13 protein-coding genes and 1 pseudogene are annotated in these 16,190 nt (G+C 71.8%); 11 read left to right on the forward strand and 3 right to left on the reverse strand.

Features of this window, described 5'->3' with window-relative positions; translation table 11 throughout:
* Positions 1-174 precede the first annotated feature (174 nt).
* Positions 175-824: pseudogene (locus tag ACF061_RS31145) on the forward strand (TetR/AcrR family transcriptional regulator).
* Between the two features lie 45 nt (positions 825-869).
* Here the strand turns inward: ACF061_RS31145 and ACF061_RS31150 are convergent.
* Positions 870-2,267: an FAD-dependent oxidoreductase gene (locus ACF061_RS31150; RefSeq protein ID WP_392270343.1), complete on the reverse strand. Its 1,398-nt coding sequence runs from the start codon at positions 2,265-2,267 to the stop codon at positions 870-872.
* A gap of 79 nt (positions 2,268-2,346) precedes the next feature.
* On the opposite strand from ACF061_RS31150, the gene ACF061_RS31155 reads away from it, so the two are divergent.
* The 7 genes from ACF061_RS31155 to ACF061_RS31185 all read left to right on the forward strand — a co-directional run bounded on the left by ACF061_RS31155 (position 2,347) and on the right by ACF061_RS31185 (position 9,878).
* Entirely contained in the window at positions 2,347-3,000 is a 654-nt protein-coding gene (locus ACF061_RS31155) for a TetR/AcrR family transcriptional regulator C-terminal domain-containing protein (RefSeq protein WP_392270344.1), read from the forward strand.
* Positions 3,001-3,196: 196 nt separating this feature from the next.
* Positions 3,197-3,925 (forward strand): tetratricopeptide repeat protein, encoded by a 729-nt coding sequence (locus ACF061_RS31160; protein ID WP_392270415.1) that lies wholly within the window; start codon positions 3,197-3,199, stop codon positions 3,923-3,925.
* A 403-nt stretch (positions 3,926-4,328) separates the two neighbouring features.
* The gene (locus ACF061_RS31165; RefSeq protein ID WP_392270416.1) at positions 4,329-4,601 is read left to right on the forward strand and encodes an IS3 family transposase; all 273 of its coding nucleotides are present in this window, start codon (positions 4,329-4,331) and stop codon (positions 4,599-4,601) included.
* 111 nt (positions 4,602-4,712) lie between these two features.
* The gene (locus ACF061_RS31170; RefSeq protein WP_360669696.1) at positions 4,713-4,868 is read left to right on the forward strand and encodes a hypothetical protein; all 156 of its coding nucleotides are present in this window, start codon (positions 4,713-4,715) and stop codon (positions 4,866-4,868) included.
* 89 nt (positions 4,869-4,957) lie between these two features.
* A complete protein-coding gene (locus ACF061_RS31175; RefSeq protein ID WP_392270345.1) occupies positions 4,958-7,411 on the forward strand; it encodes a DUF4135 domain-containing protein in 2,454 nt (817 codons plus the stop codon).
* Positions 7,408-8,592: a hypothetical protein gene (locus ACF061_RS31180; RefSeq protein ID WP_392270346.1), complete on the forward strand. Its 1,185-nt coding sequence runs from the start codon at positions 7,408-7,410 to the stop codon at positions 8,590-8,592. Before ACF061_RS31175 ends, ACF061_RS31180 begins: the two co-directional genes overlap by 4 nt.
* Positions 8,589-9,878 carry a JmjC domain-containing protein gene (locus ACF061_RS31185; RefSeq protein WP_392270347.1) on the forward strand — a complete coding sequence of 430 codons (1,290 nt, stop codon included), beginning with the start codon at positions 8,589-8,591 and terminating at the stop codon, positions 9,876-9,878. Before ACF061_RS31180 ends, ACF061_RS31185 begins: the two co-directional genes overlap by 4 nt.
* A 78-nt stretch (positions 9,879-9,956) precedes the next feature.
* On the opposite strand, the gene ACF061_RS31190 is transcribed toward ACF061_RS31185, so the two are convergent.
* Positions 9,957-11,045 (reverse strand): LacI family DNA-binding transcriptional regulator, encoded by a 1,089-nt coding sequence (locus tag ACF061_RS31190; protein ID WP_392270348.1) that lies wholly within the window; start codon positions 11,043-11,045, stop codon positions 9,957-9,959.
* Between the two features lie 226 nt (positions 11,046-11,271).
* On the opposite strand from ACF061_RS31190, the gene ACF061_RS31195 reads away from it, so the two are divergent.
* From ACF061_RS31195 to add, 3 genes are read left to right on the forward strand one after another with little or no spacing between them, the layout of a single operon-like run.
* On the forward strand, positions 11,272-12,723 hold the full coding sequence (locus ACF061_RS31195) for a purine-cytosine permease family protein (protein WP_392270349.1): 1,452 nt from the start codon (positions 11,272-11,274) through the stop codon (positions 12,721-12,723).
* A gap of 41 nt (positions 12,724-12,764) precedes the next feature.
* Positions 12,765-14,537 (forward strand): adenine deaminase C-terminal domain-containing protein, encoded by a 1,773-nt coding sequence (locus tag ACF061_RS31200; RefSeq protein ID WP_392270350.1) that lies wholly within the window; start codon positions 12,765-12,767, stop codon positions 14,535-14,537.
* 24 nt (positions 14,538-14,561) lie between these two features.
* A complete protein-coding gene (gene add, locus ACF061_RS31205) occupies positions 14,562-15,593 on the forward strand; it encodes an adenosine deaminase (protein WP_392270351.1) in 1,032 nt (343 codons plus the stop codon).
* Between the two features lie 156 nt (positions 15,594-15,749).
* Here the strand turns inward: add and ACF061_RS31210 are convergent, their stop codons facing one another.
* Positions 15,750-16,082: a plasmid stabilization protein gene (locus ACF061_RS31210; RefSeq protein ID WP_392270352.1), complete on the reverse strand. Its 333-nt coding sequence runs from the start codon at positions 16,080-16,082 to the stop codon at positions 15,750-15,752.
* Positions 16,083-16,190: the final 108 nt, after the last annotated feature.

The following is a 16,190-nucleotide window of genomic DNA, read 5'->3' on the forward strand; positions in this document are numbered from 1 at the left end:
GCCCTGATCCAGCCCCGGCGGCCCGGGCGATGGCCAGCCCGGTCCCGCTGGTCCCTCCGGTGATCAGGCCACCCTTTCCTGCAGTGCGCCTGGCATGTCGCACCTCTTCAATTCCGGGATGATTCGTCCATAACGTGGGCGGTAATGGACGACCGAGTCAAGATGAGCGCGACCATGCCGAGACCACGCGCATTCGACGAGCCCCAAGTCCTGGCGCGGGCCCGGGAACAGTTCTGGGCGACCGGCTGTGCAGGAACCCGGATGGACGACATCGCCCATCCGACCGGCCTGGCCAAGGGCAGCCTGTACGGCGCATTCGGCGAAAAGGGCAAGCCGTTCCACCGTGTATTCGGCGACTGGTGCACCGCAGTTCTCGAGGCGGCCGTAGGGCAGCTGGCAGGCGGCCCGGACGCAGAGGCCTTGGCCCGGCTGTCGGAATACGTTCACCTCATGGCGGAGAACACCGCCTCCGACACGAGCGCCGCGGGTGCCTGTTGGCCAAGGGCGCGGCGGAACTGGCACGGCACGATCCGACGGTCGCCGCACGGCCGGCCGAGACCATGACGGCACTGCCGACCCTGCTGCGGGCGGAGATCAGCGCCGCCCAGCGCCACGGCGACATTGATAGCGCTGCGGATCCGGAGCGGTTGGCGGCACTGCTGCTGACGGTGGTTCGCGGTATCGAGGCGGTGGACAAGGCCGGCCTGGACCCGGAGACACTGCGGAACATCGCAGACACCGCACTGGCGGTCCTGCCCATGCCCGAGGGACAGCAACAGGCGGGGTGGCGGCGGGCGTCGGTCAGGGTGGTCACCAGGCGGTAGGAGCCGGTGGACGAAATGCCGTCCGTGCAGCGCGGCGCCGACCCGTCAGCGCAGCCCGACGCGGGCCAGGTACTCCGTGAGGCCGTCCGCCGTCTCGGCCGCCCACCCGACGTAGCCGTCCGGGCGGACCAGGAACGCTCCCGTCCCGTACGCGCCGTGGGCCGGCCCGCGCACGACGCGTACCGCTCCGAGGTCCTCGGCCGGGGCGCCCGTGCCCAGCGCCAGCAGCGTCCAGTGCGGCCCTCGGAACGCGTCGAAGAGCCGTACGCCGTCCACCCTCCCGTCGGGCGCGCGGTCACCGGCGCGCAGCGTACCGGTCGGGGTGGCACGCGTCTCCGCAGTCAGGGACGACTCCGGGTAGCCCAGCGCCAACTGCTGGGTCTCCTTCCCGCGCCGTACCTCCCCGCGGTGGACGCCGGTCGAGACGCCGAGCATCCTGGCGGCGATCGGGCGCCGCTCCTCCTCGTAGGTGTCCAGCAGCGCGGCCGGGGCACCGCCGTTGAGGACCGCGCCCAGCTTCCAGCCCAGGTTGTAGGCGTCCTGGACGCTGGTGTTCAGCCCCTGCCCGCCGGCCGGCGAGTGCACGTGTGCCGCGTCCCCGGCGAGGAACACCCGGCCCATGCGGAACCGGTCGGCCAGCGCCGCGCGAGGCCGGAAGTCGGAGGCCCAGCGCACCTCGGTCACGTCCTCGGCGGCGAGGTGCGTGCGGTCAGCGACGACCTTCCGTATGCCGTCCGGGGTGAGGTCCACCTCCGTTCCCTCGGGGAACTCGGCGGTCAGCTGGAAGTCCTCGGTGCCGGCCAGGGGGCAGAGCGCGAGGCGGCCGTCGGCCCCCGGGAAGAAGTGCCAGTTGTCGCGGTCCAGGCCGTCGATCCGGACGTCCGCCACCAGCATCGGGCTCGGATCGACCAACTCGCCGGTCATGCCGACGCCGAGTGCGCGCCGCACGGCCGACCGGCCACCGTCGGCGGCGACCGCGTACCGGGCGCGGAGGGGCTCGCCGGAGGCGAGGTGCGCGGTGACGCCGTCCTCGTCCTGGGCGACGCCGACGACCTCACGGCCGAAGGCGACCTCGCCGCCCAGCTCCTCCAGCCGGGCCCGCAGGATCTCCTGGGTGCGCCACTGCGGCACCATCCACGGCTCGGTGTAGGGCGTGTCCTCGCTCACCGGGAGCGGCTCGAACATCCGGCGCTCGCCGGCCCGCCGCCCGTCCTTCCAGATCATCCCGACGGGGTAGGTCCCGCCGGCCGCGCGGATGGCGTCGAGGACGCCCAGGTCGTCGAAGACCTCCATCGTGCGGGGCTGGAAACCCTTGCCGCGCGAGCCGGGGAAGAGTGACTGCGCGCGCTCCACGACCAGCGCGTCCACGCCACGCCGGGCCAGGTCGACGCCGAGGGCCAGGCCGGTGGGGCCGGCGCCGACGATCAGAACGTCCGTATTCATCCCGATTCTCCTTAACGCTGTTAAGTCGCTGTCGCGCCCCAGGATCGCCTTAACGGCGTTAAGCTGTCAAGCTGTCCCTGTGGGAACGGAACGACGCGCCCCCCTCGACCGCCGGCGGGTCGCGGACACGGCGCTGAAACTGCTGAACGAGGTGGGCCTGGACGGCCTCACCCTGCGCGCCATCGCCAGGGAACTGGACGTGAAGGCGCCCGCTCTGTACTGGCATTTCAAGGACAAACGGGCCCTGCTCGACGAGATGGCCACCGAGATGTACCGCCGTATGGTCGCCGGCCTCGCGCTCGCCCCCGACGACACCTGGCGGGAGCGGCTGCTCAAGGCCAACCGGGGCCTGCGCGCGGCGCTGCTCGGCTACCGCGACGGCGCGAAGGTGTTCAGCGGATCGCGATTCACCGGCGTGGAGCACGCCGAGCAGTTGGAGGACAGCCTGCGCCTGTTCACCGCCGCGGGCTTCAGCCTCGCCCAGGCGGTCCGGGCGTTCACGACGGCGTATCTGTTCACCCTCGGCTTCGTCACCGAGGAGCAGGGTGCCCAGCCCCTGCCCGACGAGCGCCACGAGGGCTTCGACCTGGTGGAGGAACGCGCCCGCCGGCTGGCCGACTACCCGTTGACGGCGGCGGCGGGCGTGGAGCTCTTCACGGACTACGACCGGCACTTCGAGGAGGGGCTGGCGCTGGTCATCGAGGGGATCGGAGCGCGCTACGGCCTCGGCTGAAGCCCCCTGCCCGCCTTCGCCCGCCCCGTCGCCCGGTACCGGCGCACCCCACGTGCCCACAGCGCTCTGGTCGAGCCAGGCGGTCAATTCCGGGCTGGCTGCCGCCCGCGTCTTACCGCCCCGCGGCGGGGTGTGTTGGGTGGTCAGCTACGACGGCAGGGGACAACGGTCCGGCCGGGCCCCTGTAACGGGCGTCGTGGGGACGGCCCGGGACAGCGGCCAGCGGGCACTTGAGGCAAGGTCTCACAACCTCCTCGGCATGGCCTACGGCCAGACCGGCAGAATGGACGAGAGCCTTGCCGAGTTCCGCCACGCGTCAGAGCTGTGGGAAGTGCTGGACGACCGGCATCAGCTCGCCAGGGCCTCCAACAACCTGGGCATCCTCGCACGCCTTCGTGGTGATCTGCTTGAGGCGGTGCGCTGCCACGAACGCGCCATCCGCCTGTTCCATGAAGCAGGAGACGACAACGGGCGGGCCAGGGCCCTGACCAATCTGGGGGTCGTCCATCAACGTCTCGGTCATCACGCCGAGGCGATCAGCGCACACGAGCGCGCGGTCGAGATCTTCCGCGCCCAGGACGACCAGTACCGCCTCGGGCAGACCATGGGCGATCTGGCCAAGGCCGCCCGGCTCGCCGGCCGCTACGGGGAGTCGATCGAGTGCTACGAGGAAAGCCTGCGAGTCGTCCGCCTGACCGGCAGCCGTCTGAACGAGGCCGAGCAACTTTGGGGCCTGCCCACACGCTGTACGACCTCGGCGAACGGGACGCCGCCCGCACGCGCTGGCGCGCCGCTCTGGACATCCTGCGCGACTGCGGTGAACTCACGGACGACGAAGCGCAAAGGCTGCTGGCCGATCCCGTTCCGGAACCACCGGCAGCCATACGCCGGAACCAGTGAGCGGTGTGCAGGCTCACCCCGCTGAAGCGGCTGCGCTCCGGGTCGCACAAGAACGCCACGTACACCGCCCTCCGGCGAGTACTCCACTCACGAGCTCGGCATCCAGCCGGAGGCGTACGCCCCCAAGCTCGACGTCGACTTCACCCAGCTCCGCGACCAGGTCCTGGGCGCGGAGGTCTTCGGCACAGCGGCTTGATCAAGTGAAGTCGGGCGAAACTGTGCTTGCGCAGCCGCCCCGTCCGCACGCCGGGCGTCAGCCGCCGCTTCCGCGTCACGCGGCGAAGCCGGCACTCGTCGCGTCCGGGCCGCCGACTCGATCAAGTTCACAACACGTCTGGTCCGGTCGGGCATTGAGGCGTCCATGGGCCCGGGAGCGACTCGTTCGACAAAGCCCTGGCGGGGGACCCGTGGATGCTGGTCAAGACGGTGTGCATCGAGGCCGCAGCTTTGCCACCCGGGCCGGGACGAACCACGCACTCTTCGAGTACGCCGACGGCTTCTTCAACCCCTGCCGCATCCAGAAACGGCTCGGCCACCCCAGCCCCATCGAGTTCGAGGAGAAGCACTACGCCAACCAGGCAACGACCGAAACGGCGCACCTTGGAGCCCCGCAAACCCGCCCTGACCAGCTAGTCAGCACCTCCCGCGCGGCGGGGGAAGTTCACTCTCATCATTCCGCGCTCATCAGTCACAGTCAGTAATTGGCCAGAAGTCGTCTGTTCCAGCCCTGTTTCGGTCGTCCCCCGCTGCCTAAGCTCGGCCGAGTTGTCGCGGCATCACCGAGTGTCTCTTGTCGATCCAGGAGGACCACCGTGAACCAGCTCACCACCCATGAGGGCCAGTCCCGCACCGAAGCCCATCCCTCCGCCGAGGAAGAACTCGACCTCGTCATCGGCGAGCTGGAGCAGGAGATCCCGGCCCGCACCGGAGCCGCGGCCGGCACCTGTATCCGCGTCTACTGCTTCTGACACCAGCCGCGGCCGACGACAGGCCGCGGCACGGTACACCGGGTGCCGTCCCGCCCCAGGCGGGACGGCACCGCGCCGGGAAGGACGCCATGACCCAGGTGCTGTGGCAGGCGAAAGCGGTCGCGCCGACCGTGCGGGGGTACGCCCCGGCGCTCGGTCCCGCCGCGCGCAGGGTGATCGACGCCGTACGGGCGGGCGCCGCCGGCCCCTTGTTCCCTCCGGTGCTGCGCCTCGGCGAGGACGGCCTCCTCGCCCATCACCGCGACCTTGCCGGTGAGTCGGATGCCGCGCTGCTGACAGCTGCGCTGACCGACCCCCGCTTCGCTCCGCTCGGCACGCTCCTGGACGCCCTCGATGCCTGGTGCGGCCGCACCGCCGCCGAGCACACCGCCCTTCTCGCCCCCGGAGTGCTCGACGTCACCGACGGTGCGCTGTTCGGTCCGATGGTGTGCGAGGCGTTCACCGCGTGTGCTGCGGGCGTCGCCTACCGCGCCGAAGAGGAGTGCGCCCGCTGGACGGGCTTCCTGGACCGCTTCCTGCAACGTCTCGCCCGCGACACCGGCACTCCCTGGTTCGACCAGCCCGACCTGCGGCTGCCGGTGACCGGCATCGAGGCCCACGGCGCGGAGACCCACAACGGCCGCCGCCGAGTGCTGCGGGTGCGCCTGGGCGGCGGCGGCACCATCGCCTACAAGCCGCGCCCGGCCGGCGGCGAGGTCCTCTTCCTACCCCCGGACGACTCCGTGTTCGCGCTGCTCAACGCGTTGCCGAGCACGTCCGGTCCGGTACGTCTACCCGTGCTGCGCTGCACGCCCGGCTCCGGTCCCGACGGACGGGAGTACAGCTGGCAGGAGTGGGTCGAACCACCCGCGCAGTGGGGCGTGATCCGCTCGGGGAACGGCCGGCGGTTGCACGGCACCCGCCTCGGCCGTCGCCAGGCGGAACGTTACTGGCACAGGGCGGGCTCGCTCGCCGCCGCAGCTTTCCGTTTCGGTATCGCCGACCTCGGCGAGGACAACCTCCTGGCCGGCTCCCGGCCCCAGGACCGGGAGCCCCTGCCGTACCCCGTGGACCTGGAGATCTTCCTGACACCGCTGCGGCGGCTTCACGACACCGGGCTCATCGCCGACGAAGCCGCCGGAGACCATCACCATCCGGGCTTCGAGGACCGGCCCCGTTGGTGCACGGTCGACGGACCCGTCGCCCACTTCACCGAGACCGCCGACGGCGGACCACGACTCGTACGACGGGACCGGCCCTGCACCCGAGTCGCCACCCGCACGGTCGTCGCCGACACCCACGGGCGCGCCGGACACGGGCCCTACCTGCCGTCCTTCCTGCGCGGCATGTTCGACGCGTGGACGCTGATGTCCCGCCATCACGACCGCATCCGCGCCCACCTCCGGCGGGCCGCACCGGACACGTACGTCCGCGTGCTGCTCAAGCCGACGGCGGCGTACACCGAGGCCCTGGCCGACCGCCTCACCGGCACCGGGACCCGAGCCGAGGGGCCGTCTCCGGCCCGGCCCGGCGGCGCCTCCGCAACCGTGCCCCAGGGCACCTCCGGTGCCACGGCCGGAGCCGTCCACGAAGCCCTCGCCGAGCCCGTCTTCGGCCCGGCCGAGACGGCCCAGCTCGACGTCGGGGACGTCCCCTACTTCTTCCGCCGCGCGCACGGCGGCCCGCTCCTGCGCACGGCAGACCCCGCCCGCTGTCCCGCCCCAGCCGCATACCTCACCGTCCCCGCGGACCCCGACCCCGCCTGGCCGCCGTCCGCCGCCGTGGTCGACGAGCGCGGCCGGGACCTGGCCGGCCTGGGCGTGGCACTGCGCGACGCGGTCGAGTACGCCTGCGCCACCGTGGGACCAGGCACCCTCGAGGGTGACGGCGTCCGGGTGAGCGTCACCGACCGGCACACCGGAGAGGCTGAGTTCACCTGGGCCGAAGCGGGACGGCGGATCACGTACATCTGGGACCGGGAGACGGTCCGCATACGCGTGGAGCCGTTCGGCCGTCCCGAGCCGGCGCCGGACGTGCGGCGACGGCTGCTGCGCATGGACCGGGTCGACGCGGTCATGCGCGCCCGTTGGGTGGCCTCCGGCTTCACCGACGAGGCGACGGAGAAGCGGCTGGTCGCATTGACCACGGCGGGCATGAGATGGCTGGCCGACGTCGTGGCCCGGTACGGCTGGCCCGGTCGCGCCCTCGTCGGGCCGGCCGCCGCGGCCGCCGCGTGCAGACTCGTCCAGCACGCCGAGGGCCCGATCACCTTTCAGCAGGAGTGCCTCGGGCTGATCCGACGGGCGGCCCGGGAAGGGGATCTGCCGCGGCGACAGGTGGCCTACGTCACCGACGCGCTGCGGGTCGTCCAGGGCCGCCCACAGGTGTACGGGACCAAGTTCCTGATCCGCGAGGGAGAGTTGGAGCCGTGTCCCATCGAACAGCCCGACCGGGTCGACGAACTGCGACGCAACCTGGGGATGGAACCGCTCGCACGCTACGCGGGGCGGCTGCGCAGCCGCTACCGCGTCGGGACCCGGTGACCGCTGCCTGGGACGACCTGGCCGCCCGTCACCGGGCGCGAGAGCCCGCCGTCGCTCCCGCGCCCGGCGGGAGGGACGCGGTCGACGCCCTGCGCGCGTACACGGTCATGGTGCGGGCGGCACGGCCCTTCCGGGCCGGCACCCGGTTCCGCGCGCTGCCCGACGTGCGGTTCCTCGTCGAGAGCGGACGGATCCGGACGCCCGGCGATCTGCTGCCCGGCCCGCAGGACGACACGGCCGAGCGGTACGCTTTGCGGCTCGACGCCCGGATGGGAGGGAACGGCCGGCTGCTCGCCGTGGAACAGCCGCTTCTGCTCGACCACGTCCTGTGGGCGCAGATACGCGACCTGGTCGCACCGCTGTGGGAGCGGATCGGCCATCCCGTGCTGCCGGTCGTCGCCGAACTCGCCCTCGGTGAAGGGATCACCGACAGCGACGGACTGCGGCGCGAACCCGCGCACTCCAGCCTCGTATGGGTGCTGCAGGGCAGCGTCACGGTGCTGCCGGAGCACCCCCGGGACGATCATGCCCTCACGGCCGGCGCCGGGGAGCTGCTGCACTGGCCCGCGGGACGCCCCCACGCCCTGCGCTACGGCTCGCGGACCCTCGCGCTGCGGCTGCTGCTCCCGGCCGATGACCGCCTGCTGACGGAAGCGGTGAAGGACGTCGTCGCGGGCCTGCTGCACGAACGACGCGGCCATGACCACGTCCCCTGCCTGCCGTACCCGCCCGCCGATGAGAAGGGCGGCGCCCCCGAGGTACCCGAACTGGGGGAGGTGGCACGAGACTTGCGGCGGGTGACCGGCGAGGAACGGCTCGGCCGCATCCTGCGCGTCCTGTGGGCGCGCCGGGTCAGCGCGGGTGCGCTGGAACCCGCCCCGGCCCCCCGGCCGTCCGTAACCCTCGCACCGGAGGACCGGCTGCGGCCCGCCTCGCCCGTCGTGCGCATGCCGCTCGACGAGGAGCGGGCGTGGATCTGGGCCGTCGACGGCCACGCCTTCTCCCTGCGGGGCACGCTCGGCGAGCGTGTCCTGCGCCTGCTGCGGCAACCGGGCGCGCACACCGTCGCGGAACTGTGCGCCGAGGCCGGCCCCGGCCGCCAGGCGCAGGTCGCCGCGCTGCTGAACAAACTGCACGCCCTGCGCGGCGTGGACGTGGTGGGGAGGACGGACACGGCATGAGCGAGGAACCGATCCTGGCGGTCGAGACGGAGTTCTCCTGGAGCACCCTGATGGAGCGGTACTGGGACCGGCGCCCGGTCCTGTTCCGCTCCGTCGCTCCGGCGCCGTTCAAGGCGCCGGAGGTGTTCCGTGCTGCCGTGCGCGGCTGCGCCACGGGCGGAGCGGGCGCACCCATGCCGCCCAACGTGCAGTTCACCGTCGACACCGTCCAACGCGATGACGCCGACGGGATGTTGCCCGCCGACGGGGACGGCGCTTTCGGCGCCTACGACGCACGTCTCGCCGCCCGCCTGGACGACCGCCGGTACGCGTTGGTGGTCAACGGCTTCCACGCCTTCGACGCCGTGCTGTGGTCCCGGGAGCGCGCGTTCTTCGCTCCACTGTGGCAGACCGTCGGCCTGCCGCTGACCGGCGCCATCACCACGTTGTTCCACGGCACCTACGAGCACAGCCCGGTCGGCGTCCACAAGGACCGCTTCGCCACCTTCCTGTTCGGCCTGCGCGGCCGCAAGCGGATGCGGTTCTGGCCGCGCAGGCCGTGGGAGGAACCCGTCTCGACCAAGACCGACTACGCCCGCCACATCGCGGCGTCCGTGCCTGCCGAGGTGGGCCCCGGCGAACTGCTCTACTGGCCCGCCGACTACTACCACGTCGGCGAGAGCGCCACCGCCGCCCCGGCGACCAGCGTGAACGTCGGCATCCCCCGCGACGAGCACCACACCGGCTACGAACTCGAAGACCTGCTCGCCGACCTCGACCCGGCCCGCCTCGCCGGCCGCGGCGGCCTGGACACCCTGCTGGGTACCACGGACGTCCCCCTGACCGCGCCCGGCCCCACCACCGGAGGCGTCCTCGCTCCCACGCTGCCCGAGGCGCTCACCACCGTCACACGGGCCCTGTACGACTTCGCCGACCCCGTCGCGATGCGCCGCCGCGTCGCCGTGCTCTCCCTGCGCCGCTGGACCGCCGGAGGTTTCGAGCCCGTTCCGCCCGCCGCGGCGCCGCGCGCCCTCAGTGACGCGGACCGGCTGCGCGGCGATCCGCAGGCACCTGTGCTGTGGGCGCCGGGCCCGGACACCGGCACCCTCTGCGCGGCGAACGGCCACGAGACCCGCACCCCGCTGGCCCCTGACGAGGTGCGCCGGCTCACCCGCGCGCCGTCCGGGCCGGACCCGGTCGCCGTCGGCGCCCTGTTGAAGGCCGTCGCCCCGGGCACCCGGCGCGAGGAGGGCCGCGCGCTGCTGGAACGCCTGGAGAGCTTTCGGGCGTACCACCGCGCGCCGTGACGCGGCCGGCGGAGGCCGCTACTCAACCGCTTCCCCCAGACTGCTCAGCCCTCACCCGAACCATGAGAAACGACTTCTTCAGCGCTCCACTCGCACCGGCAGAGTGGAGGCGCGCGGCAACAGCCTGGCCGGGACAAGACGGTGTTCCGGCCCGGTCCCGGTCCCCGACGGTCGCCGGATCACGTCGATCAGCAGCTCGGCCGCCTGCCTGCCGATCTCTTCCGGGGCCAGGTCGAGCGCGGTGAGCGCGGGCCGTGCGCTGCGCGCGAACTCCCCGTCGGCGCCCACCACGATCTGTACGTCGCCCGGGACGTCGAGTCCTAGGTCGCGGCAGACGGCGAGGGTGGCGAAGCCGAACTTCTCCATCACGACGTACAGGGCGTCGGGGCGGTCGGGCCGGGTGAGCAGGCGGTGCGCGGCGGCGCTGGAGTCGGTGCCGGGCTCGGCCCGGTCCATGAGTACGGGGCGGCCGGTGCGGTCGCACCAGTCGCGGTAGGCGCTCGCGGCGTCCTCGTCGTACGACTGGCCGGTCGAGCCGGTCAGCAGCCCGATGCGGCGGGCGCCGGTGGCGGCGAGGTGCTCGAAGGCGGCGACGGCGCAGGTGGACAGCTCGTTGTCGACCCAGGGGAAGGCGTCCTTGCGGGACAGGTCGCGGCCGGTGGTGACGACGGGGACGCCCATGCCGGAGAGGCGGCTCAGCAGCGGGTCGTCGGTGAGCGGATCGATGACGATGGTGCCGTCCAGCGGCAGCGACTCGAAGGGACGGCCGTCCAGGGACGGCGGCACGAGCACGAGGGAGTAGTCGTGCGCCATCGCCGTCCAGGTCGCGGCGTTCCCGATCTTGACGAAGTACTCGATGTCGGTGATGCCGCCCTCGATGGCGGTGCGGTGGGTCAGGCCGAGCAGTCCAGTGCGGGATCCCCGCAGGCCGCGCGCGTTGGGGTTGGCGCGGTAGCCGATCTCCGCGGCGACGGCGAGGACCCGCTCGCGAGTCTCCGCGCCGACCCGGCCGACTCCGTTGAGCGCGTGCGAGGCGGTGGTGACGGAGACGCCGGCCCGACGGGCCACCTCACGCAGCCCGCCCCCCTTGGCCGCGCTCGCCGCACGGGCAGCGGCACGCGCTGCCTGCGGCGTGCCGCTGCCTGTCGGCTCTGTGACGTCTGACATGGCCGACAGCTTACCGGTTGACTGCCAAAACGTTTAGGCAGTACCGTCCGTCCCGTTGCCAAAACGTTTAGGCAACGCCTTCGCCGAGGCACCCCGAGGGCCCCCGCAGGCTGCCCCCGCCACAGGCGTTGTGCACCCTTTTCCGGCCCTGCCGGACCCCCACGTACACTGCCCGTCCCGCCCTTCCGGGCCGGGGCGCGAATCCCGCAAAGGACGCCTGCCGACCATGGCCGAGGCCACCGCCGCCGCCCCGCCCGAATCCCCCCGGCCCGCCACACCTGCCGCGTCCGTCTTCACGGTCGAGCAGCGCGGCATCGACGCCGTCCCCGCCGGTGAGCGCCAGGGCGGCCCGGGCCGCCTGCTCGGGCTCTGGGCCGGGACCAACACCACCGTCTTCACCGTCGTCTACGGAGCCCTCGTCGTCTCCTTCGGCCTGTCCTTCTGGTATGCGGTCGCGCTGATCGTGCTCGGTAACGTTCTGGGCTTCGCCGTCACCGGTCTGACCAGCCTCCAGGGCCCGCGCACCGGCACCTCCACGCACTCCGTCTCACGGGCCGCCTTCGGTCCGCGTGGCGGGCGGCTCCCGGCGCTGTTGAGCTGGATGATGCTCGTCGGGTTCGAGGCGGGCGGCATGGTGCTGATCGTGCTCGCGGGTCTGGCGCTGCTCGAGGAGGCGGGCATCGCCACGAGTGCGGCCGTGAAGCTGTTGGTCATCGCTGTCGCGGCGGGGCTTCAGATGCTGCTGCCGCTGGCGGGATACCACCTGATCATGAAGGTGCAGAAGTACTTCGCCTGGATCTTCGCCGCGATGTTCGCGGTGATGGCGTTTCTCGTGGCGCCGAAGGCCGACTTCGGCGCCCACGGCGAGCCGCCCTCCGTCGTGACGGTCTCCCTGGTCCTCGCCATGGTCACCGCCTCGGGCGGCCTGTCCTGGGCGGACATGGGCAGTGACTACTCGCGCTATCTGCCCGCCGGCTCCGCGCCCCGCAAGGTGTTCGCGTGCGCCGCGCTCGGCGGCATGGTGCCCAACGTCCTGCTGCAGATCCTCGGCGCCGCCGTCGCCACCGCGACGAGCGACGCCGCCGACCCGATCGCCGGTCTCCCGGTGATCCTGCCAGGCTGGTTCACCACCCCGTACCTGCTGCTCGCGATCGTCTCGCTGCTCGCCGTGAACACCACGGACATGTACTCCTCCGGCCTGAACCTGCTGGCCGTCGGCCTGCCCGTCAAGCGCTGGATGGTCGTCTTCATCGACCTGTCGCTCTGCACGGGCATCACCCTGTGGGCGGTCTTCTCCGCCGACTTCTACACCCTCCTGTCCGACTTCCTCAGCCTGATCGTGCTGTGGCTCGGCCCGTGGGCCGCCGTCTACCTCACCGACTGGGTGCTGCGCCGGGGCCGCTACGACGTGTTGTCGTTCTTCCCCGAGGAAACCGGCCGCCAGGGCCTGTACTGGCACAGGGGCGGCGTCCGCCCGGCCGGTCTGCTCGCGGTACTGCTCGGCTTCGCCGCCGCCGTCCTCTGGGTCGACTCCACCGTCTTCGTCGGCCCGCTGTCCGCCGCCGCCGGTGGCCTGGACCTCTCGGTGTTCGCGGGCGCCCTCGTCGCCGGGAGCGTGTACTGGCTGCTCGCCCGCCGCGCCGTCCGGGCCGAGGCCGCGCTGACGCCCACCGCCTGATCCTCCTTCCCGCCCCCCGCACCGCCTCCTGGAGCCGACTCATGAACCACCCCAGCCTCCGCCAGCTCATCGACGCCGCCGAGGGCGTCGTCAAGGCAGACCGCGTCATCAAGGGCGGTCAGCTCGTCAACGTCTGCACCGGTGAGATCTACCCGGCCGATGTCGCCATCACGGGCGACCGCATCGCCGCGACCGGTGACGTCTCGGCGTACGAGGGTCCGGACACCGAGATCGTCGACGCGACCGGCAGGTACCTGACGCCGGGTCTCGTCGACGGTCATCTGCACCTGGAGTGCTCGAAGCTGTCGGTGACGATGTTCGCCGACGCCGTCGTCCGCTACGGAACCACCTCGGTCGTCTCCGGGCTCGACCAGTTCCTCGTCGTCGCCGGTCTGGAGGGGGTGCGCGAGGCGCTCCAGGAGGCGGAGGCGAGCCCTGTGAAGATCTTCTGGGGTGCTCCGTTCAAGACCCCGTACACACTGCCCGAGACGACGGTCGGCTTCTCCTTCGGCCCCGAGGAGCACGCCGAGACGCAGGGGTGGGCAGACTGCTTCGGTGTGTGGGAGACCGTCGCCGAGTTCGTCCTCAACCGTGACGAGAAGGTGCTGCGCGCCCTCGAACTCGCCCACCGCAACCGGCTGCCCGTCTTCGGCTGCGCTCCCATGGCCGCGACGACGACGATCAACGCCCTGTCGGCCGCCGGCGTCCGGCTCGACCACGAGAGCTACACCGCCGAGGAGGCGCTGGAGAAGCTGCGCGCGGGCATGTCGCTGCTGATCCGTGAGTCTTCGGTGGCGCATTTCATGAACGAGAACGTGCGCACCGTCACCGAGTTCGGCGCCCAGTCGCGGCGCGTCGGCTTCTGCACGGACGACATGCACGTCGCCGACATCCTGCGCGAAGGCCACCTCGACAAGCTGGTCCGCATGGCGATCAAGGCGGGCGTGCGCCCGGTCGAGGCCATCCAGATGGGGACGCTCAACTGCGCGGAGATGTACCGCATCGACCACCTCGTCGGCTCGCTCACGCCGGGCCGGTACGCTGACGTGCTGATCATCGACTCGCCCGAGTCGTTCCAGGTGGAGCGGGTGTTCGCGCGCGGCAAGCTGGTCGCGCGGAACGGTCGGACCCTCGAGGCGCCGCGGGCCCCGCGGCGCTCCGCGGCCCTCTCTCCCGCCTTCGAGGTCGCACCGCTCACCGAGGGCTCGATCGGCGTCCCGGCCGAGGGCGATGAGGCGCGCGTCCTGGTCGTCGAGATGGACCGCACCGTGCCGTTCGTGCGCAAGGGCGCCCGGATGACGCTGCCGGTCGTGGACGGCACGGTCCGCGCCGACCTCACGCAGGACGCCCTGTACGTCACCGTCTCCGAGCGGTACGGGAAGACCGGCGGCGGCACGGTCACCGCGATGATCAACGGATTCGGCCTGCGCTCCGGCGCGATCGCGTCCTCCGCGGCGCCCGACGACAACAACATCGTCTGTGTCGGCGCCAACCGTGCCGACATGGCGCTCGCCGTCAACCACCTGGCCGGGCGGGGCGGTGGGCAGGTCGTCGTGGACAGCGGCGAGATCAAGGAGTTCCTGCCGCTGCCGGTGGCCGGGATCGTCGCCGACCTCACCCCGGAGGAGATGGCCGCCGCGGAGGACCGCCTGGAGGCCGCCGCCCGCGCGCTCGGCTGCGAACTGCCGTCCGCCTTCGGGTACTTGATCTTCCTGGAGATCACCGCCATCCCCGAGTACGCGGTCACCGACCTGGGCGTGGTCAACTACCACACCCAGGACGTCGTCGACATCGTGCTTCCTGCATCCAACTAACCCTGTTCGCTGAGGAGTTCGGCAATGACCACCAAGCACGCCACCGTCGACGCGTTCATCACCGGTCTGCCCAAGTGCGAACTGCATCTGCACATCGAGGGCACCCTTGAGCCCGGACTGAAATTCGCGCTGGCACAACGCAACGGCATCAGGCTGCCGTACGCCGACGAGGCCGCGCTGCGCGCCGCGTACGACTTCCACGACCTGCCCGGATTCCTGTCCGTCTACTACGAGGGGATGTCCGTGCTCCGCACCGAGCAGGACTTCTACGACCTGGCGGCGGCCTACGCGGCCAAGGCCCACTCGCAGAACGTGCGGTACGCGGAGATCTTCTTCGACCCGCAGGCGCACACCGCGCGCGGCGTCGCTTTCGACACCGTCATCCGCGGCCTGACCCGCGCCCTCGACGACGCCGAGCGCGCCACCGGTTTCAGGGGGCGTCTCGTGATGTGCTTCCTGCGCGACTTCCAGACAGAGTTCGCGATGGCCACGCTGGTGCAGGCGCTCCCCTACAAGGAGTGGGTCATCGGCGTCGGCCTGGACTCGGACGAGGCGGGCAACCCGCCGGTGAAGTTCCGCGCGGTGTTCGCGCGGGCGCGCGCCGAGGGCTTCCGGCTGACGATGCACTGCGACGTCGACCAGGAGAACTCGACGGAGCACATCCGGCAGGCCATCGAGGAGATCGGCGTCGACCGCATCGACCATGGGGTGAACGCCCTGGAGGACCCGTCCCTGATCGAGCTGATCCGCTCGCGCGGCCTCGGCCTGACAGTGTGCCCGATCTCCAACGCGCATGTCACCGACGGCATGAAGGCCGCTGAGATCCGCGCCCTGCTCGACCAGGACGTGAAGGTGACCGTCAACTCCGACGACCCGGCGTACTTCCCGGGCTACGTCGCGGAGAACCTCGCCGCACTGCGCCGGCCCGCGGCCCTCTCCGACGCCGACCTGGTGCGTCTTCAGCGCAACGCCATCGAGATCTCCTGGGCGGCGCCGGCCGTGCGCGAGGGGTTTCTCGCCGAGCTGGCCGCGTACTCGGAGCGCGCAGCCGTCTGACGCCTCCGGTGACGCCGAGGCACACCGTGGAAGACCCCGGCCGCTACGGGTGTGGCCGGCGTACTCGGGCGGCCCCGTCCGTGCTCGGCTGGGAGGTCTCCGAAGTGTGGTGAGGCAGGCTCGCGCGCGAGTGGAGAGAGTCCCGCCCGGAGGCGGTCAGTGGCCGAGGACCTTGGCGAGTTGGTCCTTGTTCATCGTGGAGCGGCCCTCGATGCCCTTCTTCTTGGCTTCCTCGTACAGCTGGTCCCGGGTCGGGCCCGAACCACCGCTCCCGGAGCCGCGGGACCTTTCCCCACCACGTTGGGAGGGCGACTTGCCCTTCGTCGAGCTACGGCTCGCGGACTTCGCCTCTCCGGACCGGGCCCGCTCCTTGTTCACCGTCCTGGCGGCCATTTCCTCGGCCCGCCCCTCGGACGCCCCCCGGCCCTTGGCGCTGTCCTTGATGTGCTCGTACTGGCGCTCCCGCTTCGAGCTGGACCCTGCAGGCATGATCGCTCTCCTTCCGGTGCCGAGGTTGCGGCTTTCCGGTGCACGCGTCGGGTCGACGCGTTCCACGTGGGTTTCCCCCGGCGTGGGGGTGAAACAGTCTCGCGAGCG

Source organism: Streptomyces sp. NPDC015220 (assembly GCF_043079345.1).
In the GTDB taxonomy this organism is placed as follows: Bacteria; Actinomycetota; Actinomycetes; order Streptomycetales; family Streptomycetaceae; genus Streptomyces.